The 21,134-nt window shown below is 48.9% G+C and carries 19 protein-coding genes and 1 riboswitch; of the genes, 12 read left to right on the top strand and 7 right to left on the bottom strand.

The annotated features are described in order from the left end of the window. Positions 1–150 precede the first annotated feature (150 nt). Genes HBM92_RS03470 through dsbI form a run of 3 tightly spaced genes read left to right on the top strand, consistent with a single transcriptional unit; the run spans position 151 to position 3,319 of the window. Entirely contained in the window at positions 151–1,947 is a 1,797-nt protein-coding gene (locus tag HBM92_RS03470; protein WP_000459865.1) for an aryl-sulfate sulfotransferase, read from the top strand. A gap of 17 nt (positions 1,948–1,964) precedes the next feature. Next, positions 1,965–2,633 (top strand): thiol:disulfide interchange protein DsbA/DsbL, encoded by a 669-nt coding sequence (locus tag HBM92_RS03465; protein WP_000040020.1) that lies wholly within the window; start codon positions 1,965–1,967, stop codon positions 2,631–2,633. A 14-nt stretch (positions 2,634–2,647) separates the two neighbouring features. After that, positions 2,648–3,319, top strand: a complete 672-nt coding sequence (dsbI, locus tag HBM92_RS03460) for a protein-disulfide oxidoreductase DsbI (protein ID WP_000511506.1) — start codon at positions 2,648–2,650, stop codon at positions 3,317–3,319. A gap of 45 nt (positions 3,320–3,364) precedes the next feature. Here the strand turns inward: dsbI and ygiD are convergent, their stop codons facing one another. Continuing rightward, positions 3,365–4,153 carry a 4,5-DOPA dioxygenase extradiol gene (gene ygiD / locus HBM92_RS03455; protein WP_001443213.1) on the bottom strand — a complete coding sequence of 263 codons (789 nt, stop codon included), beginning with the start codon at positions 4,151–4,153 and terminating at the stop codon, positions 3,365–3,367. Between the two features lie 142 nt (positions 4,154–4,295). Here ygiD and zupT point away from each other — a divergent pair, with 142 nt between their 5' ends. Next, positions 4,296–5,069, top strand: a complete 774-nt coding sequence (zupT, locus tag HBM92_RS03450) for a zinc transporter ZupT (protein ID WP_001295627.1) — start codon at positions 4,296–4,298, stop codon at positions 5,067–5,069. Between the two features lie 61 nt (positions 5,070–5,130). On the opposite strand, the gene HBM92_RS03445 is transcribed toward zupT, so the two are convergent. Continuing rightward, on the bottom strand, positions 5,131–5,301 hold the full coding sequence (locus HBM92_RS03445) for a hypothetical protein (RefSeq protein WP_001296421.1): 171 nt from the start codon (positions 5,299–5,301) through the stop codon (positions 5,131–5,133). Positions 5,302–5,871: 570 nt separating this feature from the next. Here HBM92_RS03445 and HBM92_RS03440 point away from each other — a divergent pair. The 4 genes from HBM92_RS03440 (at position 5,872) to HBM92_RS03425 (ending at position 10,846) form a co-directional block, all read left to right on the top strand. Further along, positions 5,872–6,435, top strand: a complete 564-nt coding sequence (locus HBM92_RS03440) for a fimbrial-like protein (protein ID WP_000915007.1) — start codon at positions 5,872–5,874, stop codon at positions 6,433–6,435. Positions 6,436–6,521: 86 nt separating this feature from the next. Next, positions 6,522–9,044 carry a fimbria/pilus outer membrane usher protein gene (locus tag HBM92_RS03435; protein WP_001060676.1) on the top strand — a complete coding sequence of 841 codons (2,523 nt, stop codon included), beginning with the start codon at positions 6,522–6,524 and terminating at the stop codon, positions 9,042–9,044. Positions 9,045–9,059: 15 nt separating this feature from the next. Further along, positions 9,060–9,800, top strand: a complete 741-nt coding sequence (locus HBM92_RS03430) for a molecular chaperone (RefSeq protein ID WP_001366880.1) — start codon at positions 9,060–9,062, stop codon at positions 9,798–9,800. Next, complete coding sequence (locus HBM92_RS03425; protein ID WP_000631275.1) at positions 9,797–10,846, top strand: pilus protein; 1,050 nt, start codon at positions 9,797–9,799, stop codon at positions 10,844–10,846. Before HBM92_RS03430 ends, HBM92_RS03425 begins: the two co-directional genes overlap by 4 nt. 53 nt (positions 10,847–10,899) lie before the next feature. Here the strand turns inward: HBM92_RS03425 and ribB are convergent, their stop codons facing one another. Further along, positions 10,900–11,553 carry a 3,4-dihydroxy-2-butanone-4-phosphate synthase gene (gene ribB / locus HBM92_RS03420; protein WP_001076989.1) on the bottom strand — a complete coding sequence of 218 codons (654 nt, stop codon included), beginning with the start codon at positions 11,551–11,553 and terminating at the stop codon, positions 10,900–10,902. A gap of 103 nt (positions 11,554–11,656) precedes the next feature. Next, positions 11,657–11,805: riboswitch (FMN riboswitch) on the bottom strand. 121 nt (positions 11,806–11,926) lie between these two features. Here ribB and ubiK point away from each other — a divergent pair. Beyond that, positions 11,927–12,226, top strand: coding sequence for a ubiquinone biosynthesis accessory factor UbiK (ubiK, locus tag HBM92_RS03415; RefSeq protein WP_001357687.1), 300 nt, complete (start codon positions 11,927–11,929; stop codon positions 12,224–12,226). Positions 12,227–12,260: 34 nt separating this feature from the next. Here the strand turns inward: ubiK and glgS are convergent, their stop codons facing one another. Continuing rightward, entirely contained in the window at positions 12,261–12,461 is a 201-nt protein-coding gene (gene glgS / locus HBM92_RS03410; protein WP_001296424.1) for a cell surface composition regulator GlgS, read from the bottom strand. A 269-nt stretch (positions 12,462–12,730) separates the two neighbouring features. Here glgS and HBM92_RS03405 point away from each other — a divergent pair, with 269 nt between their 5' ends. The 3 genes from HBM92_RS03405 (at position 12,731) to ibsE (ending at position 15,347) form a co-directional block, all read left to right on the top strand. Next, positions 12,731–13,360 (top strand): OB-fold-containig protein, encoded by a 630-nt coding sequence (locus HBM92_RS03405; protein ID WP_000599933.1) that lies wholly within the window; start codon positions 12,731–12,733, stop codon positions 13,358–13,360. A gap of 26 nt (positions 13,361–13,386) precedes the next feature. After that, entirely contained in the window at positions 13,387–15,048 is a 1,662-nt protein-coding gene (locus HBM92_RS03400) for a flotillin family protein (RefSeq protein WP_001298380.1), read from the top strand. Positions 15,049–15,287: 239 nt separating this feature from the next. After that, positions 15,288–15,347, top strand: a complete 60-nt coding sequence (gene ibsE / locus HBM92_RS03395) for a type I toxin-antitoxin system Ibs family toxin (RefSeq protein ID WP_001387082.1) — start codon at positions 15,288–15,290, stop codon at positions 15,345–15,347. 119 nt (positions 15,348–15,466) lie between these two features. Here ibsE and hldE read toward each other — a convergent pair whose 3' ends face one another. Genes hldE through ygiF form a run of 3 tightly spaced genes read right to left on the bottom strand, consistent with a single transcriptional unit; the run spans position 15,467 to position 21,112 of the window. Next, entirely contained in the window at positions 15,467–16,900 is a 1,434-nt protein-coding gene (hldE, locus tag HBM92_RS03390; RefSeq protein WP_000869177.1) for a bifunctional D-glycero-beta-D-manno-heptose-7-phosphate kinase/D-glycero-beta-D-manno-heptose 1-phosphate adenylyltransferase HldE, read from the bottom strand. A 47-nt stretch (positions 16,901–16,947) separates the two neighbouring features. Beyond that, positions 16,948–19,788 carry a bifunctional [glutamate--ammonia ligase]-adenylyl-L-tyrosine phosphorylase/[glutamate--ammonia-ligase] adenylyltransferase gene (gene glnE / locus HBM92_RS03385; protein ID WP_001305110.1) on the bottom strand — a complete coding sequence of 947 codons (2,841 nt, stop codon included), beginning with the start codon at positions 19,786–19,788 and terminating at the stop codon, positions 16,948–16,950. 22 nt (positions 19,789–19,810) lie between these two features. Beyond that, positions 19,811–21,112 (bottom strand): inorganic triphosphatase, encoded by a 1,302-nt coding sequence (gene ygiF / locus HBM92_RS03380; RefSeq protein WP_000046300.1) that lies wholly within the window; start codon positions 21,110–21,112, stop codon positions 19,811–19,813. Between the last annotated feature and the right edge of the window lie 22 nt (positions 21,113–21,134).

Raw genomic sequence — 21,134 nt, 5'->3', positions numbered from 1 at the left:
CTGAATAACAACATATTTAAAAGAAACACAAAAACATTCTCACTCTTTATTGAATTAATATTTATATTCACGTAACGAATTTATTAGCACCCTCTCAACAGTCGATATTCATCATTATTATATATTTGCGTTATATAAGGAGATATATCCATGTTTGATAAATATAGAAAAACACTCGTAGCCGGAACTGTGGCGATAACCCTGGGTTTGTCAGCATCGGGGGTGATGGCTGCGGGTTTTAAACCAGCGCCACCTGCCGGGCAACTGGGTGCGGTCATTGTCGATCCCTACGGCAATGCACCACTGACCGCTTTGGTTGACTTAGATAGCCATGTTATTTCTGACGTCAAAGTTACCGTCCATGGGAAGGGCGAAAAAGGCGTAGAAATCAGCTATCCCGTGGGTCAGGAATCACTAAAAACTTACGATGGTGTACCGATTTTTGGTCTTTATCAGAAATTTGCTAACAAAGTGACCGTTGAGTGGAAAGAAAACGGCAAGGTCATGAAAGATGATTATGTGGTGCACACTTCGGCCATCGTCAATAATTACATGGATAACCGCTCTATCTCCGATTTACAACAGACCAAAGTTATTAAAGTCGCACCGGGTTTTGAAGATCGCCTCTATCTGGTTAATACCCACACCTTTACCGCCCAAGGTTCCGATCTCCACTGGCATGGTGAGAAAGATAAAAATGCCGGTATCCTTGATGCGGGTCCGGCAACCGGCGCACTCCCTTTTGATATCGCGCCCTTTACTTTCATCGTCGATACCGAAGGTGAATACCGCTGGTGGCTGGATCAAGACACTTTCTACGATGGTCGTGACCGCGATATCAACAAGCGTGGTTATCTGATGGGTATCCGCGAAACGCCACGCGGCACCTTTACCGCTGTACAAGGTCAGCACTGGTACGAGTTCGACATGATGGGGCAGGTGCTCGAAGATCACAAACTACCGCGCGGATTTGCTGACGCCACTCATGAGTCCATTGAGACGCCAAATGGCACGGTACTGTTGCGCGTAGGTAAGAGTAACTATCGTCGCGATGACGGCGTACACGTCACCACCATTCGTGACCATATCCTCGAAGTCGATAAATCTGGTCGCGTTGTCGATGTATGGGATCTGACCAAGATCCTCGATCCGAAACGCGATGCACTGCTCGGCGCGCTGGATGCAGGTGCAGTTTGCGTTAACGTTGACCTTGCCCATGCAGGACAACAGGCAAAACTGGAACCAGATACACCGTTCGGCGACGCGCTGGGTGTAGGGCCAGGCCGCAACTGGGCGCACGTGAACTCTATCGCCTATGACGCAAAAGATGACTCTATCATCCTCTCCTCTCGCCACCAGGGTGTTGTGAAGATTGGTCGTGATAAGCAAGTGAAATGGATCCTTGCGCCCTCTAAAGGTTGGGAAAAACCGCTGGCCAGCAAGCTGCTGAAACCGGTGGACGCTAACGGTAAACCTATTACCTGTAACGAAAATGGCCTGTGCGAAAACTCAGACTTCGATTTTACCTACACCCAGCATACCGCCTGGATTTCCAGTAAAGGAACGCTCACCATTTTTGATAATGGCGATGGGCGTCATCTGGAACAACCTGCCTTACCAACCATGAAATACTCCCGCTTTGTGGAATATAAGATTGATGAGAAGAAAGGCACCGTTCAGCAAGTGTGGGAATACGGTAAAGAACGTGGCTACGATTTCTATAGCCCGATTACCTCCATCATTGAATATCAAGCCGACCGTAACACCATGTTTGGCTTCGGTGGTTCTATTCATTTGTTCGATGTCGGGCAGCCAACCGTCGGTAAGTTGAACGAAATCGATTACAAAACCAAAGAAGTGAAAGTGGAAATCGACGTGCTGTCAGATAAACCCAATCAGACTCACTACCGTGCGCTGTTAGTCCGTCCACAACAGATGTTCAAATAATTAAGAAGGGAATAAAAATGTCGAAATTAGGGATCTCATCACTATTTAAAACCATACTGCTTACCGCAGCTTTGGCTGTTTCATTTACCGCTTCTGCATTTACCGAAGGCACGGATTACATGGTTCTGGAAAAACCTATTCCGAATGCCGACAAAACGCTGATTAAGGTATTTAGCTACGCCTGCCCGTTCTGTTACAAGTACGACAAAGCGGTTACCGGTCCGGTATCGGAAAAAGTGAAAGATATCGTTGCTTTCACGCCGTTCCATCTGGAAACAAAAGGTGAATACGGCAAACAAGCAAGCGAAGTCTTTGCGGTCTTGATCAATAAAGATAAAGCAGCAGGCATTTCCTTATTTGATGCTAACTCTCAGTTTAAGAAAGCCAAGTTTGCCTACTACGCGGCTTATCACGACAAAAAAGAACGCTGGTCTGACGGTAAAGATCCGGCTGCTTTTATCAAAACCGGTCTGGATGCCGCAGGTATGAGTCAGGCGGATTTTGAAGCGGCACTGAAAGAACCAGCAGTTCAAGAAACACTGGAAAAATGGAAAGCCTCTTATGATGTCGCCAAAATCCAGGGGGTTCCAGCCTATGTCGTTAATGGTAAGTACTTGATCTACACCAAGAGCATCAAATCCATCGACGCGATGGCAGACCTTATCCGTGAGTTAGCAAGCAAATAACAGGGAAACAGGCTATGGGTATTAAGGGAATGTGGAAAGATCTTCGCACATCACCAGTTGACACACTGGTCAGATGGCAGGAGCAACGCTTGTTGTGGTTGTTAATGGCCGTTGCGATGGGCGCGTTAATTATCCTGGCGCACTCTTTCTTCCAGATCTATCTCTACATGGCACCCTGTGAGCAATGTGTATACATTCGCTACGCCATGTTTGTGATGGTTATTGGAGGATTGGTTGCAGCGATCAACCCAAAGAACATCATCCTAAAGCTAATTGGCTGCGTGATGGCATTTTACGGCAGCATTTTGGGACTGAAGTTTTCGCTCAAACTGAACGATATCCACCATGCAGTACATAATCCGGATCCCGATTCACTGTTTGGCGTACAGGGTTGCTCTACCGATCCAACTTTTCCCTTTAACCTGCCGCTGGCACAGTGGGCACCAAATTGGTTCAAGCCTACCGGGGATTGTGGCTATGACGCACCAATCGTTCCTGATGGCGTCACACTGAGCAGCACGCAACAGTGGTTTGTGGAAATGTATCAGCAATCTGAAGGCTGGTATCTGCTACCACCATGGCATTTTATGAATATGGCTCAGGCTTGTATGCTGGCTTTTGGTATGTGTCTGGTGCTGCTGGTCATTATGAGTGGCGCATGGGCGCTTAAAATCATCAGAGGCTAACTCAGCAACACCCGAAGCCAGTCATTCTGGCTTCGGGTTCTTTTATTAACCTATCTGCACCGACAGCATACTTAAACTGCCCATTTCTATACCATCGACCGGAATGGTAATTGGCTCCTGCCCATCCCACGCCCCTAAGACATACAACAACGGCAGATAGTGCTCTGGCGTTGGGTTCGATAACGCGCCACCTTCATGGTCGAGATAATTCACCAGAGGATGTTGTTCCACCGGCCCTTGCCACGTCAGATTCGCTTTCACATACTCATTAAACGACGTCGCCCACGGATACGGTGAACTATCACCGTGCCACTTCACTGTACGCAGGTTATGTACCACGTTGCCACTGGCGACCAACATTATCCCTTCATCACGCAGCGCCGCGAGTTTGCGCCCCATTTCGAAATGCCAGGCGGCAGGTTTGCTACTGTCGATACTCAACTGCACCATCGGGATATCGGCGTCAGGGTACATCTTAATCAGCACGCCCCAGGAACCGTGGTCAAAGCCCCAGGCTTCTTTATCCAGCGCCACAGGAACCGGCGCTAACAGCTCAACCAGATGCTGTGCCAGCGCAGGTGAACCCGGAGCAGGATAATGCGTATCGTACAGCGCCTGCGGGAAGCCACCAAAGTCATGAATCGTGGGCGGCATCTCCATCGCGGTCACTCCTGTTCCACGGGTAAACCAATGAGCCGAAACCACCACTATTGCTTGCGGGCGTGGCAATGTCATCCCCAACGTCTGCCAGCTGCGGGTATACAAATTATCTTCCAGCACGTTCATCGGACTACCGTGACCTAAAAACAATGCTGGCATACGTGTTGAAGACATGATGATATCCTTAACTAAAGGTGTCATTTTGATATCCTCACAATACGCTTGTTCGGCGGAGTAAGAACCCGGATAACAATGATGATGATCATCAGTTATTTTGACGATCTGCCTGAAGGTGAAGATTTATAAGGAGTTGTCGATGTCAGTACCTCTCATTCTGACCATACTGGCGGGGGCAGCCACGTTTATTGGCGCGTTTCTCGGCGTTCTCGGGCAAAAACCCTCGAACCGCTTACTGGCGTTTTCGCTAGGATTTGCGGCGGGGATCATGTTGCTCATCTCATTAATGGAAATGCTTCCTGCCGCATTAGCCGCCGAAGGAATGTCGCCTGTGTTGGGTTATGGAATGTTTATCTTCGGTCTGCTTGGCTATTTTGGCCTGGACCGCATGTTGCCACATGCGCATCCGCAGGATTTAATGCAAAAATCGGTGCAGCCGTTGCCAAAATCGATCAAGCGCACAGCCATTCTGCTCACTCTCGGCATCAGTCTGCATAACTTCCCGGAAGGGATTGCCACCTTTGTCACGGCGAGCAGCAACCTGGAGCTGGGATTTGGCATCGCCCTGGCCGTAGCGTTGCACAATATTCCTGAAGGTCTGGCGGTTGCAGGCCCGGTTTACGCTGCAACAGGATCGAAACGTACCGCGATTCTGTGGGCGGGCATTTCCGGGCTGGCAGAAATTCTTGGTGGTGTGCTGGCATGGTTAATCCTCGGTAGCATGATTTCTCCGGTGGTCATGGCGGCAATCATGGCGGCGGTTGCAGGAATTATGGTGGCGCTCTCCGTTGACGAATTAATGCCGCTCGCCAAAGAGATCGACCCCAATAATAACCCCAGCTATGGCGTACTATGTGGAATGTCAGTGATGGGATTCAGTTTAGTGCTGCTACAAACGGCGGGAATTGGTTAAAGACGATAATGACAGATGTTGCCCATTGCTAAAGGCAACATCTGTATCGTTATTAAAGGTATTATTGATGCTTTTCAAACACTTCTTTATCGGAGCGTTTATCTAATTTACTTCGGGCAGCTAACAGCGCATCTCTGTCATGGCGAAAAGCTTTACAGTAACGTTTAAGATGAAGAAAATAGCCACCAGCCAGTAGAACAATTAATACAATCCAGTACCAGGCAATAAACATCCTTTTCACCTTCAAAATTTAACATTACTAAACATTTAGCGTTAAAATTTCACATATCCATCGTTGAATACATTCATATACTCGCATAATTCTGGATCAAGTATATGATTTCGATCATAGTAAGTGTTGTATTATATACCATATCTGGTTAAAAAAAGAACAACCAAGACTATTAATATATATTATCCCCCGATAAAACATTACTAATTAATAATATAAATTAATAAGCATCGCTAGATATATATTATATCTTCACGATTATTAAGCCCCTACTCGTTATAATAAGTATACACTCCCCCCTTTACAACATTAGGCGTAAACCTTTGTCAACAAACGGTTGTTTTTTCGCCGCAATTCATACAAAAAAATTATCACAAATAACGATAAACAACAAATATCTAGATATATACACCTCAATATATAACGGGGAATTATATTTTAAGTTTTACTTAATCAGCATTTAATATAAATAACGAGTCAAATTATCTCTGGTTATGGTAATGTCCATAGCTGAATTAATATTAAATTCAAACCTGTATTTTCCTCATCCATTTATAAAGGATTATAGTCATGTTAAAAAAAACATTGTTATCTATGTTCGCAACCGCATTGTTATCAGGCGTTGCTTTTAACGCTCTTGCTGACGATGCTAATCAGGGTTCAGGTAAAATTACTTTTAAAGGTGAAGTTATCGATGCACCTTGTTCTATTGCTCCTGGTGATGAAGATCAGACAATAAACCTCGGTGAAGTTGCTGATACCGTATTAAAAAGCGGTCAGAAATCACTGCCTGTAGATGTCACCATTCATTTGCAGGATTGTATTTTATCTGACGGCACTAACACTGTTGATAAAGTCAAAATCACCTTTAGTTCTGCCAGTGTTGACGCTACCGACTCCAACCTGCTTAAAAACACTCTGGAAGGTAACATCGGCGGCGCAACTGATGTAGGCGTACGTCTGGTGAAATCAGACAACACCAACGTGACTCTTGGCACTCCAATCACTATCAACTTCCCGACGACTAACTCTTACCAGGAGTTGAACTTTAAAGCCCGTATGGAGTCTCTGGGACGCACCGCGACCCCGGGTAACGTGCAGGCACAGGCTAATTACGTACTCGACTACAAGTAATCGGTAGTCAATACCTACACAACGCCAGGCGGTAAAGCCGATGAAATTTCATCGGCAACTTTGGGCCTTTTTAGAAATGGATTTTTATGAACAATAAAAACACGTTTTCCCGGGATAAGTTATCCCATGCAATTAAAAATGCCCTGTCTGGCGTTGTGTGTTCCCTACTCTTCGTTTTGCCAGTCCACGCCGTAGAATTCAACGTCGATATGATTGACGCAGAAGACCGTGAGAATATCGACATCTCTCGTTTTGAGAAAAAAGGCTATATCCCCCCTGGTAGATACCTCGTTCGTGTGCAAATAAATAAAAATATGTTGCCACAAACGTTAATACTGGAATGGGTAAAAGCCGATAATGAAAGTGGTTCGTTACTCTGCTTAACCAAAGAAAATTTGACTAATTTCGGTCTTAATACGGAATTTATTGAATCATTGCAAAACATAGCTGGCAGCGAATGTCTCGATTTAAGCCAACGTCAGGAGTTAACGACACGACTTGATAAAGCTACGATGATATTATCGCTAAGTGTTCCCCAGGCATGGTTAAAATACCAGGCAACAAACTGGACGCCACCAGAGTTTTGGGATACCGGTATCACCGGGTTTATCCTTGATTACAACGTGTACGCCAGCCAGTATGCCCCACATCACGGAGACAGCACCCAAAACGTCAGCTCCTATGGTACGTTAGGCTTTAACCTCGGCGCATGGCGCTTACGTAGCGATTACCAATATAATCAGAATTTTGCTGATGGACGCTCGGTAAACCGCGACAGCGAATTTGCGCGAACTTATCTGTTTCGCCCTATCCCCTCCTGGTCGTCAAAATTCACTATGGGCCAGTACGACCTGAGCTCCAATCTTTACGATACCTTCCACTTTACTGGCGCATCGCTGGAAAGTGATGAAAGCATGCTGCCGCCAGATTTACAGGGTTATGCGCCACAAATTACCGGCATCGCGCAGACCAACGCGAAAGTAACTGTGGCACAAAATGGTCGTGTACTTTATCAAACCACTGTCGCGCCAGGCCCTTTTACTATTTCTGATTTGGGGCAATCGTTTCAGGGGCAGCTGGATGTCACAGTGGAAGAAGAAGATGGCCGCACCAGCACCTTCCAGGTTGGCTCCGCATCCATTCCCTATTTAACCCGTAAAGGGCAAGTGCGCTATAAAACGTCACTGGGAAAACCGACATCCGTCGGGCATAACGATATCAATAATCCCTTTTTCTGGACGGCGGAAGCCTCCTGGGGCTGGCTGAACAATGTGTCGTTGTATGGTGGTGGCATGTTCACCGCTGATGATTATCAGGCTATCACTACCGGTATTGGCTTTAACCTTAACCAATTCGGTTCGCTTTCTTTTGATGTCACTGGAGCAGACGCGTCTTTACAGCAACAAAATAGCGGCAATCTGCGTGGTTACAGCTATCGCTTCAACTATGCAAAGCATTTCGAATCGACAGGCAGTCAGATTACCTTCGCGGGTTATCGCTTCTCAGATAAAGATTACGTGTCGATGAGTGAGTACCTCAGCTCGCGTAATGGCGATGAGTCAATCGATAATGAAAAAGAGAGTTATGTCATTTCCTTGAACCAGTACTTTGAAACGCTGGAATTAAACTCTTATCTCAACGTTACACGCAATACTTATTGGGACAGCGCCAGCAATACCAACTACTCCGTATCTGTAAGCAAAAACTTTGATATTGGCGATTTCAAAGGTATATCTGCATCGCTGGCAGTAAGTCGAATCCGCTGGGATGACGACGAAGAGAATCAATATTACTTCTCTTTCTCTCTACCTTTACAACAAAACCGCAACATCTCCTACAGTATGCAGCGAACGGGAAGCAGTAATACTTCGCAGATGATTTCCTGGTACGATTCATCAGATCGCAACAATATCTGGAATATTTCAGCGTCGGCAACGGACGACAATATACGTGATGGCGAACCAACACTGCGCGGCAGCTACCAGCACTATTCGCCGTGGGGACGCCTGAACATTAATGGCAGTGTACAGCCGAATCAGTACAATTCTGTTACCGCAGGCTGGTACGGTTCACTTACCGCTACACGTCATGGTGTCGCCCTTCACGATTATAGCTATGGCGATAACGCCCGCATGATGGTCGATACCGATGGCATCTCCGGCATTGAAATCAACTCTAACCGTACCGTTACCAACGGGCTGGGCATCGCCGTGATACCTTCGTTATCGAACTACACCACCTCCATGTTGCGGGTGAACAATAACGATCTGCCAGAAGGTGTCGATGTCGAAAACTCGGTTATTCGTACTACGCTCACCCAGGGTGCCATCGGCTACGCAAAACTGAATGCCACCACCGGATACCAAATCGTCGGCGTTATTCGTCAGGAAAATGGCCGCTTCCCTCCACTAGGTGTGAATGTCACGGATAAAGCGACAGGTAAAGATGTGGGCCTGGTAGCGGAAGATGGCTTCGTTTATCTCAGCGGTATTCAGGAAAACAGTATTCTGCATTTAACCTGGGGTGATAATACCTGTGAAGTCACGCCGCCAAACCAAAGTAACATTAGTGAAAGCGCGATAATTTTACCTTGTAAAACAGTCAAATAATTCAGGATGAATATAATGAAATTACCATTAATCACAACAGGAATGATTTGTTTTCTGGGGATCTGCAACTTTGCCCAGGCGACTGTCTCCCCCGACAGGACACGCATCATTTTTAATGCTTCGAATAAAAGCGCAACGGTTCGCCTGACCAACCAAAGTAAAATCGATCCTTATCTTGCTCAATCGTGGATTGAAGATGCCAGCGGTAAAAAAACGCGTGATTATATTTCAACACTGCCGCCGATGGAACGTATTGAGCCTGATGAACAGGTACAAATTCGCCTGATGGCGCTGGCCTCGTTAAATAACTTACCACAGGACCGAGAAACGCTATTCTACTATAACGTGCGGGAAATTCCGCCGCGTGCCAAAGAACAGAATGTCATGCAAATCGCCATGCAAAGCCGTCTGAAACTGTTCTGGCGACCGAAAGCGATTGAGTTAAAAGAAGGAGAGATGGTTCCTCTGCAAAAAGTGACGATTACCCGCACCGCCGCCGGGCTGACCCTGAATAACCCGACGCCTTATCATATTACCGTCGGCTATATCGGCACTAATGGCAAGACACTGATGCCTGGTGCGGACAGTATTATGGTGGCACCATTTGCTTCTGCGACTCAACACTTAAACAACCTGCCCTCTACGTTCCAGTTAGGCTTTGTGGCGGACTACGGCGGGCTGGAGATGTTTAAAGTAGTATGTAATTCCGTCCAGTCCCTCTGCCAAAGTACTCCTGCGAAGAAGGGGAAAATATGATTACACTTTTTCGACTACTGGCGATTCTTTGCCTTTTTTTTAACGTTTCAGCTTTTGCTGTTGATTGCTATCAGGATGGGTACAGAGGAACAACCCTCATAAATGGAGATTTACCAACGTTCAAAATTCCAGAGAATGCGCAACCTGGGCAAAAAATTTGGGAGAGCGGAGATATTAATATCACAGTTTATTGTGACAATGCACCAGGATGGTCAAGTAATAACCCATCAGAAAATGTCTATGCCTGGATCAAATTGCCCCAAATAAATAGTGCCGATATGTTGAATAATCCGTATTTAACATTTGGCGTGACTTATAATGGTGTAGATTATGAAGGGACAAATGAAAAAATTGATACTCATGCGTGCCTGGATAAATATGAACAATACTATAATGGGTATTATCATGACCCTGTATGCAATGGCAGCACTCTTCAAAAAAATGTAACATTTAACGCCCATTTTCGCGTCTATGTAAAATTCAAAAGCCGCCCGGCAGGAGATCAGACGGTAAACTTTGGCACAGTCAACGTGCTGCAATTCGACGGTGAAGGCGGGGCGAACATGGCCCCCAACGCGAAAAATTTACGCTATGCGATTACGGGGTTAGATAATATTTCATTCCTTGACTGTAGTGTCGACGTCCGCATTTCCCCGGAAAGTCAGATAGTCAATTTTGGGCAGATCGCTGCGAATTCCATTGCAACTTTCCCACCGAAGGCAGCATTCAGCGTTTCTACCATAAAAGACATTGCGTCTGATTGTACCGAACAGTTTGATGTTGCAACCAGTTTCTTTACTTCAGATACATTATATGACAATACGCATCTGGAAATAGGTAACGGCTTGCTCATGCGAATTACTGATCAAAAAACGCAAGAAGATATTAAATTTAACCAGTTCAAATTATTTAGTACTTATATTCCCGGTCAGAGTGCGGCAATGGCAACCCGCGATTACCAGGCCGAATTAACCCAAAAACCTGGTGAACCACTCGTCTATGGCCCATTTCAGAAAGACCTGATAGTTAAAATCAACTACCACTAAACAGCAAAATGCCGGGAACACCCCGGCATTTTCATATTTAGTATTTCATCTCATTAGCTGGCTTTACGCTCATGTGCCTGACGGTATGCCACCAGGTCTTCAATAGTCACGAGCGCCATATTGTGTTTATTGGCAAACTCAATGCACTCTGGTGCACGCGCCATCGTGCCATCGTCATTAGTCAGCTCACACAGCACACCAGCTGGTTTAAAGCCTGCCAGCGTCATCAGATCGATAGTCGCTTCAGTATGACCGCCACGCGTCAGTACACCACCTGCCTGCGCGCGAAGTGGGAAAACGTGGCCCGGACGATTCAGATCTGACGGTTTTGCGCCATCGGCAATCGCTGCGCGAACGGTCGTAATACGGTCAGCGGCAGAAACACCGGTAGTCACACCTTCAGCTGCTTCAATGGTCACGGTAAAACCGGTGCCATAGGCGCTGGTGTTATTTTCTACCATCATTGGCAGATCGAGTTGTTTACGGCGATCGTCAGTAATGCACAGGCAAACAATACCACTCCCGTGGCGAATGGTCAGCGCCATCTGCTCAACGGTCATGGTTTCTGCCGGGAAGATCATATCGCCTTCGTTTTCACGGTCTTCATCATCAAGCACCATCACACCGCGTCCTTCACGCAGCGCAGCCAGTGCATTTTCAACACGTTCGAAAGGCGTACCAAAAGAGGAAAGTAGCGTCTGATTCATGGTAAAAAAACCTCACTAAAATTATGGTTACCAGAATCAGGGCAGTCTTAGGAGTGGCGGCATATAGCCAAAATAACGTGAGCGGGTCCATGCCCGACAGAATCGTTACTCTCTCCCATCCGGACTCTAACCGTCGGCCCCGGAATTACACCGGATCTGCTGTCCTTTGAGTTCGCACCCAAAGCGCTCGCGGGCTTTCAACTGAGTTGATTTACCGCCGGTGGGGAATTTCGCCCCGCCCTGAGAATAAGCGGATTCACTATAACGCTAATGATTAGCGGCAGCAACGCATAGCTTCACATAATTCTGGTTTATGACTTACCCTTATCGCACTACAATGGCACTCAACACCTATCAGTACAGGGAAACTACAATGATTGACCCGAAAAAAATTGAGCAAATCGCTCGCCAGGTTCACGAATCAATGCCTAAAGGAATCAGGGAGTTCGGGGAAGATGTGGAGAAAAAAATCCGCCAAACCCTACAAGCGCAGCTGACGCGTCTCGATCTGGTGAGCCGCGAAGAATTCGACGTACAGACGCAAGTCCTGTTACGGACTCGTGAAAAACTGGCGTTACTGGAGCAGCGCATCAGCGAACTGGAAGCGCGCTATAATCCGGTAGCAGAACTTCAATCTCCTCCGGCTATCCCGCCAGTTGATAAAGCAGAATAAAGCACCACAAAAACGGGCCAGACGGCCCGTAATATCAGTGTTCTAATTCAAGTTCTCTGGTTTGCATCATCTGTTGGCAATACCAGGCATAACGTGCGCAAAACCAGGTTCTATGTTCTTCATCCATGTTACCAGTAACGGCCAGAATATCGACCGGGCGACCTTCTGCGTGCATTCTGGCAAAACTACGCGCGAGAAAATCGAAATTATTTAAAGAATTAAGACTATGATCCATAAGCACATCCTCCGGTTATTGCATACCTTTTAAGGCCATATGCTTTTTCTGATTTCAGTATTCCCCAATCAGTGTAGTGCCTTTAAACATAACGTGCGTAAATATATTGTCCCCGATCACACTTTTTAGTGAAAAATAAAAAAACCATATTAAAAGACTTTCTCTTCCAGAACCTCTCTAACATGTGTTATTATTAACAAAGATAAATGTAAGCAAGGAAACTATTCCAAAGTAAATATTGCGTCACTAAATGGACATTGGAGTGACATATGATTTTATTCGCCGACTATAACACCCCTTATCTTTTCGCTATTTCCTTTGTACTGTTGATCGGCCTTTTAGAAATTTTTGCACTTATCTGCGGTCACATGCTCTCCGGTGCTCTTGATGCACATCTTGACCATTATGATTCCATAACCACAGGTCATATTAGCCAGGCACTTCATTATCTCAATATTGGAAGATTACCAGCTCTCGTCGTCCTCTGCTTACTCGCTGGTTTTTTTGGTCTTATTGGCATCCTGTTGCAACATGCCTGCGTTACGCTCTGGCAATCACCACTCCCCAACCTGTTCGTGGTTCCTGTCAGTTTACTGTTTACAATTATTGCAGTGCATTATACCGGTAAAGTCGTTGCACCCTGGATTCCACGCGACCATAGTTCAGCTATTACAGAAGAAGAATATGTTGGTAGCATGGCATTAATTACCGGCCATCAAGCCACTTCAGGTAACCCCTGCGAAGGAAAACTCACCGATCAATTTGGCCAAATACATTATTTGTTACTGGAGCCTGAAGAAGGAAAAACTTTCACTAAAGGAGACAAAGTGTTAATTATTTGCCGACTTTCTGCAACGCGATATTTGGCGGAAAACAATCCCTGGTCCCAGATATTGTGATTTATTAATCAAAAGGAAATTTAATAATGGATGATATCGTTAATTCTGTGCCCTCCTGGATGTTTACCGCGATTATCGCCGTATGCATTCTGTTTATTATTGGAATTATTTTCGCCAGGCTCTATCGTCGCGCTTCGGCAGAGCAAGCATTTGTTCGTACTGGTTTAAGTGGGCAAAAAGTGGTGATGAGCGGTGGCGCAATCGTGATGCCGATCTTTCATGAAATAATTCCCATCAATATGAATACCCTGAAGCTGGAAGTCAGCCGTTCTACTATTGATAGCCTGATTACGAAAGATCGTATGCGTGTTGATGTTGTAGTGGCTTTCTTTGTACGGGTAAAACCGTCAGTAGAAGGCATCGCCACTGCGGCCCAGACGCTGGGGCAACGCACTCTATCACCAGAAGATTTACGTATGCTGGTCGAGGATAAATTCGTCGATGCCCTCCGTGCAACAGCGGCACAAATGACCATGCATGAGTTACAGGATACCCGCGAGAACTTCGTGCAGGGAGTACAAAATACCGTAGCTGAAGATCTGTCGAAAAATGGCCTGGAACTGGAAAGCGTTTCACTTACCAACTTTAACCAGACCTCGAAAGAACATTTCAATCCGAACAATGCCTTTGACGCCGAAGGTTTAACCAAACTGACTCAGGAGACGGAGCGCCGTCGTCGCGAACGTAACGAAGTTGAACAGGATGTGGAAGTCGCAGTGCGTGAGAAAAACCGTGATGCACTTTCGCGCAAGTTGGAGATTGAACAACAAGAAGCGTTTATGACGCTTGAGCAGGAGCAGCAGGTTAAAACCCGTACCGCTGAGCAGAATGCGAAAATTGCGGCTTTTGAAGCTGAACGTCGTCGTGAAGCAGAGCAGACGCGAATTCTGGCTGAACGACAGATTCAGGAAACAGAAATCGACCGCGAACAGGCCGTCCGCTCAAGAAAGGTTGAGGCCGAACGTGAAGTTCGCATTAAAGAGATCGAACAGCAGCAGGTCACCGAAATCGCTAACCAGACGAAATCGATCGCTATTGCCGCCAAATCGGAACAACAGTCCCAGGCAGAAGCGCGTGCTAACCTTGCACTCGCAGAAGCAGTAAGCGCCCAACAAAACGTAGAAACCACTCGCCAGACTGCCGAAGCCGATCGTGCTAAACAAGTGGCGTTGATCGCCGCAGCGCAGGATGCAGAAACCAAAGCGGTTGAACTGACCGTGCGGGCGAAAGCAGAAAAAGAAGCCGCAGAAATGCAGGCGGCGGCTATCGTTGAGTTAGCCGAAGCTACACGTAAAAAGGGTCTGGCGGAAGCAGAAGCACAACGTGCGCTGAACGATGCTATCAACGTACTTTCTGATGAACAAACCAGCCTTAAATTCAAACTGGCATTATTGCAGGCGCTGCCTGCGGTAATTGAGAAATCCGTTGAGCCTATGAAGGCTATCGACGGCATCAAAATTATTCAGGTCGATGGGCTGAATCGTGGTGGCGCTACGGGTGATGCAAACACGGGGAATGTGGGGGGCGGAAACCTGGCAGAACAAGCGTTATCAGCCGCACTCTCTTACCGCACACAGGCACCGCTGATTGACTCCTTGCTCAATGAAATTGGCGTTTCAGGCGGCTCACTGGCGGCATTGACTTCATCCTTAAGCTCAACAACTCCCGTCGAAGAAAAAGCAGAGTAAACCCTCTTCTATGAATAATCCCTGGCCCAAAAAGCCGGGGATTTTTTATATCTGCGTTCCGCTAAAAGGTGCAAATGATCAGGCTGTTGCAGCATTTTGCGTGACTGCTCGGGGAAGGCAAAACTGCCTCTGGGAAAGCGTTGCGCGGAGTCCGGCGCTCATCAACAATCGGGGAGCCAGCAAGGGGCTGAAACGGGAAAGCCCCTCCCGAGGAAGGGGCCTTATAGAAGGAAAGGGTTATGATGAAGTTCGTCATCATACTGGTTGTGTTGTTACTGTTAAGTTTCCCGACTTACTAACAACTCATCAGAGGGGGGAGAAATCCTCCCTTACCCTTGTTCCTTTACTTTAGGTTGAAAAAACAACAGCGTCAATAGACCTGCCTGCTACGAAGCGAGATCTGTGAACCGCTTTCCAGTTAGCCTTTTTTATCCAGTTGGATCTTCTTGATGATGTTGGTCGTCGAGCAACCGTCTTCAAAGTTGAGCACCAGCACTTCGCCACCGTTGGCCCAGACTTCTTTACTCCCGGCAATCTCTTCTGGTTTATAGTCGCCGCCTTTCACCAGCAGATCTGGCAAGATCCCGGCGATCAAGCGCTGCGGCGTGTCCTCTTCAAACGACACCACCCAGTCGACCGCTTCCAGTGCGCCCAGCACAATCATACGCTGTTCGAGCGGGTTAACGGGGCGGGAATCCCCTTTCAGCCGTTTGGTGGAGGCATCGCTGTTCACAGCGACAATCAAACGGTCACCCAGTTTACGGGCATTTGCCAGATAAGAGACGTGCCCGGCGTGCAGGATGTCAAAGACACCGTTGGTCATCACCACTTTTTCACCGCGTTTACGCGCTGCCGCTACAGCAAGCTTCAGTTCCTCTTCGGTCATCACACCAAAGCCGGTATCTGCACGTCCACGTACTGCGTTTTCCAGCTCGATCGGCGAAACCGTGGATGTCCCCAGTTTGCCGACCACCACACCAGCCGCCGCATTGGCAAAGAAGCAGGCTTCTTCCAGCGAATTACCCGCTGCCAGCGTTGCCGCCAGGACGCCAATCACCGTGTCGCCCGCACCGGTAACGTCATACACTTCCTGCGCCTGGGTTGGCATATGCAGCGGCGCTTTACCCGGTTGCAGCAGCGACATACCCTGTTCGGAACGGGTCACTAACAGAGCCGAGAGTTCGTAATCGGCAATCAGTTTCATGCCGCGCTCAACAATCTCTTCTTCGGTCTTACATTTACCGACAACAGCTTCAAATTCCGAGAGATTCGGCGTTAACAGCGTAGCGCCGCGGTAGCGCTCAAAATCGGTACCTTTTGGATCAATCAGCACTGGAACACCCGCTTTACGCGCCAGTTGGATCATCTGCTGTACGCTTGCCAGCGCACCTTTGGCGTAGTCAGAAAGCACCAGCGCGCCAATCGAACTCAGTGCCTGATTAATCCGCTCGTGCAGCGGCTGCGGATCAACCCCTTCGAAACCTTCTTCGAAATCCAGACGGATCAGTTGTTGGTTGCGGGAAAGTACCCGTAATTTGGTGATGGTCGGATGCGTCGGTACAGAAACAAAGTCGCATTTGACGTTGACGTCGGCCAGAGATTTACTGAGCGCGCGCGCCGCATCGTCAATGCCCGTCAACCCGACCAGGCGTGCATTAGCACCGAGAGAAGCGATATTCATCGCCACGTTAGCCGCGCCGCCCGGACGTTCTTCGATGGTATTCACTTTAACCACGGGCACCGGCGCTTCCGGCGAGATACGACTGGTGGGACCGTACCAGTAACGATCCAGCATCACATCACCAACCACCATCACTCCTGCACGTTCAAACTCTGGCAGCGTTACTTTCATTCCTGTCTCCTGAGAGATTCAAAATTTGCGCGCGATAATACCATACTTCATTCTTCCACCAGCCACTTCTGCCAGCTTGCCCGCACCAGTTCACGCTCTGCGGTGAAGCAATCCTCCGACACATGGCCCGGCAATTCCTGTAATGCCAGATGATGAAGTTCATCGCGCAGCGTCGTGTAAGCACGGGTCAGCGCCATCGCTTCCTGCTCTTCCATAATGTCGTTTTGCGCCAGTAGTTCCAGAATGCGCACGTTGTCTGACCAGCGCGTTAACTTCGGTTTTTCGTGAGCGTAGCGCAACACCAGATATTGAGTAATAAATTCGATATCGGTAATTCCGCCTTCATCGGCTTTGATATCAAAGCGATCGCGATGTTTATTGCCGAGATGGGCACGCATTTTCTCGCGCATTTCCCGCACTTCTGTTTGCAGGGTTTTGCCTTCGCGCGGCAGCGTCATAATCTCCCGGCGTACTGCGTCAAAGTGCGCGGTGAGCTGCGGATCGCCGTACACTACACGCGCACGCACCAGCGCCTGATGCTCCCACGTCCAGGCCTCGTTTTTCTGATAATCAGCAAATGCTTCTGCGGATGTCACCAGCATTCCCGCCGCCCCGGACGGACGCAGTCGTGCATCCACTTCATACAAAATGCCGGAAGAGGTTCGCGTACTGAACAGATGCATAATGCGTTGCGCCAGACGCAGATAAAACTGTCGCCCGTCGATTTCCCGCTCGCCGTCAGTCATCGCATCCATTGGGCAATCATGGAGGAAGATCAGGTCAAGATCGGAACTGTAGCCTAACTCCCAGCCACCCAGCTTGCCGTAGCCGACCACCGCAAAACCACGCCCTTCGCGTTCGTTCAGGTGATTTGGCTTACCGTAGCGGGCAACCATTTGAACCCACGCCTGCTGAACGACGGCATCAATCATGGCTTCTGCCAGCCAGGTTAAGTGATCGCTCACTTTCATTACCGGTAGCGTACCGGCGATATCCGCTGCCGCAATGCGTAACAGCTGCGCCTGTTTGAACTGACGCAGCGCCTCAAGCTGTTGTTCTTCGTCATCTTCCGGCACGCGCAGCAAATACTGGCGCAGTTCATCACGGTAGGCATCCGTCGCCGTTGGTTGGTAGAGGGTATTTGGATCGAGCAATTCATCCAGCAATAATGGATAACGCGCTAGCTGGCTGGCAATCATCGGCGATGCAGCACACAGAGAAATCAAATGCTTAAGCGCCGCAGGGAATTCACTAAGCAGCTCAAGATAAGTGGTGCGAGTAACAATCCCCACCAGCAAGGCGGTAATGCGCGACAGCGTGACAGCAGCGTCTTCACGCGCACAGACATCACTTAGCAGATGTGGCATCAGATGGTCGAGCACCTGACGTCCTCGCGGCCCGATAGTGCGCTTATCCAGCTCTTTGCGGAAATCAGCAATCAGCATTAGCACCTGTTTGCGATCATCCTCGCTAAGATGCGCCAGCACTGGCGTGGTGTCATCTTCCTGCAACGCATCCTGCCACAGCTCACGCCACTGTTCCGACAGCGACTCTTCCTGAGTTTCACTTTCGTCGTCGCCAATCAATTCATTAAACACCCGGCGCACATTGGCCATATGTGCGGTCAGCACCCCGGTCAATTGCGGCCAGTCAGCAAAGTCCATCGCCCACGCCAGCCGCGCACGGTTAAGCTCATCAGAAGGAAGCGTCTGGGTTTGTTCGTCGTTAATGCTTTGCAGCAGGTTTTCCAGACGCCGCAGGAACAGATACGCCACTCGCAATTGTTCAGCATCGTTTTCAGAAAGCAGATGCAGCGCGGCAATGGCGCTGAGCGTTGGCAGTAAAGCGCGCGATTGCAGCGACGGTTCGCGCCCGCCGCGAATGAGCTGGAACACCTGGACGATAAATTCAATTTCGCGAATGCCGCCTGCGCCAAGTTTGATGTTGTCGGTCAAACCGCGTCGACGCACTTCACGGGCAATCATTCCTTTCATGTTGCGCAGCGACTGAATCACGCTGAAATCGATGTAACGACGGAAAACAAACGGACGCAGCATCGCACGCAACTCGTTAGCATAGACGCCGTCGCTATCCCCCATAATCCGCGCCTTGACCATCGCGTAACGCTCCCAGTCGCGCCCCTGCTCCTGGTAATAATCTTCCAGCGCCGCAAAACTCAGCACCAGCGGGCCACTTTCACCAAACGGACGCAGCCGCATATCCACGCGATAGACGAAGCCATCCTGCGTTGGTTGATCCAGCACTTTAATCAGCCGCTGCCCCATGCGGGTAAAAAACTGCGCGTTATCCAGTTCCCGGCGTCCACCCTGGGTACAACCATGTTCCGGCCAGGCAAAAATCAGATCGATATCAGAGGAGAAATTCAGTTCCCCGCCGCCCAGCTTACCCATGCCTAAAATCAGCAGCGGTTGCGCTTCGCCCTGCGCATTGCACGGCGTTCCCCATTCGCGGCAGCAGGCGTCATACAGCCAGTCACGCGCCGCAACAATCAGCGTCTCCGCCAGATGGCTGAGCTGCTGCAATATGCTCTCTTCAGTAACCAGAGCCAGCGTTTGCGCCCAGGCGATGCGCACCATAATGCGCCGCCGGAATAGCCGCAGCTCGCGCATTAACCCGGCTTCGTCACTCACATTACTGAGCGCCTCCTGCAGCCATGCAGCGTAATGCTGCCATTCGTCGGCCTGCGGCGGTTGGCTTTCCAGTTCCGTCAGCCACTCTGGATGCGCAATCACGCTGTCCTGCACAAAATCACTGAAAGTAAGTACTGACTTCGCCTGTGCGCTAAGTGATTCCTCGGCTAAAGGCTCTGGCAGCCGCTCAACAACGGTCTGCCAGTACTGCTGTAACGGTGAAGAGAGCGGCTTCATAAGCGATTTTATCCTTGCCTGATTAACGTTTTCCGCTGTGCAACCAGAACGGTTCCTGATTGTTTGCCTCATTACGGAAATGTTCAATTTCAATGCGTTGCCCGGTCGCAATAGCGTGACGCAGCCCCTGCCAGTTCTCCAGCCAGTCTTGCGCGACGACAGGATCGTAGTAACCCGCCAGCAACAGTATTGAGTCAATATCACGCGTCAGGCGTGGCAATTGGTCACGGTAGCGATCGCCTAACGGCTGGCAGAAAACGCTTTTCAGTTCAGCGGCATGGCGGGAAAGATGGATATCGGCAAAGCGTTTGAAGGAATCGCTGATTTTGCTCTGCGCTTTGGCATCTAAAAACGGCTGCCAGGCTTTGCTTACCAGCCATTCGGTCAACGCCAGCTTCGCCATTGCCGTTTCGGTAGAGTAGACCGCCGTTACGGCAGAAACCGCAGAAGCAATGGTCGCCTCGCATTGAGTCAGCAGATCACGTAAGTGAGTGCTCGCTTTACGCGGCACGATACCGCCGAACAGCATCAGTGTATGACGGACCAGGCCAATGGCTGCCAGCACCTGCTCTTTCGCCGCATCGTTGCCGCGTACCCACAGTTCTTCATGATACTGCCATTGCGCTAACGCCAGCTCGAGCGCCGCTTCCAGCCCCTGTTCCACATCAGCTTTTGCCGCAACATGCAAAATGGTGGTCGGTTTGATTTCACGCGCCGGATTGCCCTGCGCCAGATGATAGCCACGCGCTGCTTTGCTCAGGCTGCCCTGGCGTAATCCGGTTTGCGATACCAGTTGGTTCGCCAGTTTCAGCACCGCACGCATGTCGCCGCTAAGCAGTTCCAGTTCCAGCTCACAGATAGGTTCAGCAAATTCACCCGCTTTCACCTCACCCTGATCGAAAGCGATTTCAATTCGGCTGCCATCGACCTCTACTAGCCATTTTTCGCGATAAAAATCGGTGCTAAACAGCGGCTGTACGCGGGAAGCGAGATCGGCAGGCAATTCGCCGTTCGGCCAGACTTCCGTCGGTAACTGCGCCAGGTCGAGCGTCGGTTCGCTCAACGCCACGTTATATTCCGGGCGCTGGTGTAAGCCGCCTGTCACTCTTCCTGCAACTTTCATGGTCATCTCATAGCGACCGTTTTCGCCACGAATACGCAAGCCCATGTCGTGCCCACGCAGCCAGTTATCCGGCGTTTCGTAGTAAATATTCAGCAACTGCACGGGATCATGGTGCTCGCCGCCCAGCGTATTGAGATGGTCACGCAACGCCTCAACGGCACTGTGATTAACAATAAACTTTAATTCGATTTCCTGAGCCATCCTTCCTCCACTGGGTACTCCC

Origin of the sequence: Escherichia sp. E.sYA108 (assembly GCF_011754335.1) — a bacterium.
Lineage (GTDB): Bacteria > Pseudomonadota > Gammaproteobacteria > Enterobacterales > Enterobacteriaceae > Escherichia > Escherichia coli.
Note: the sequence above shows the minus strand (reverse complement) of the source record. Positions and strands in the feature narration are given on the sequence as shown.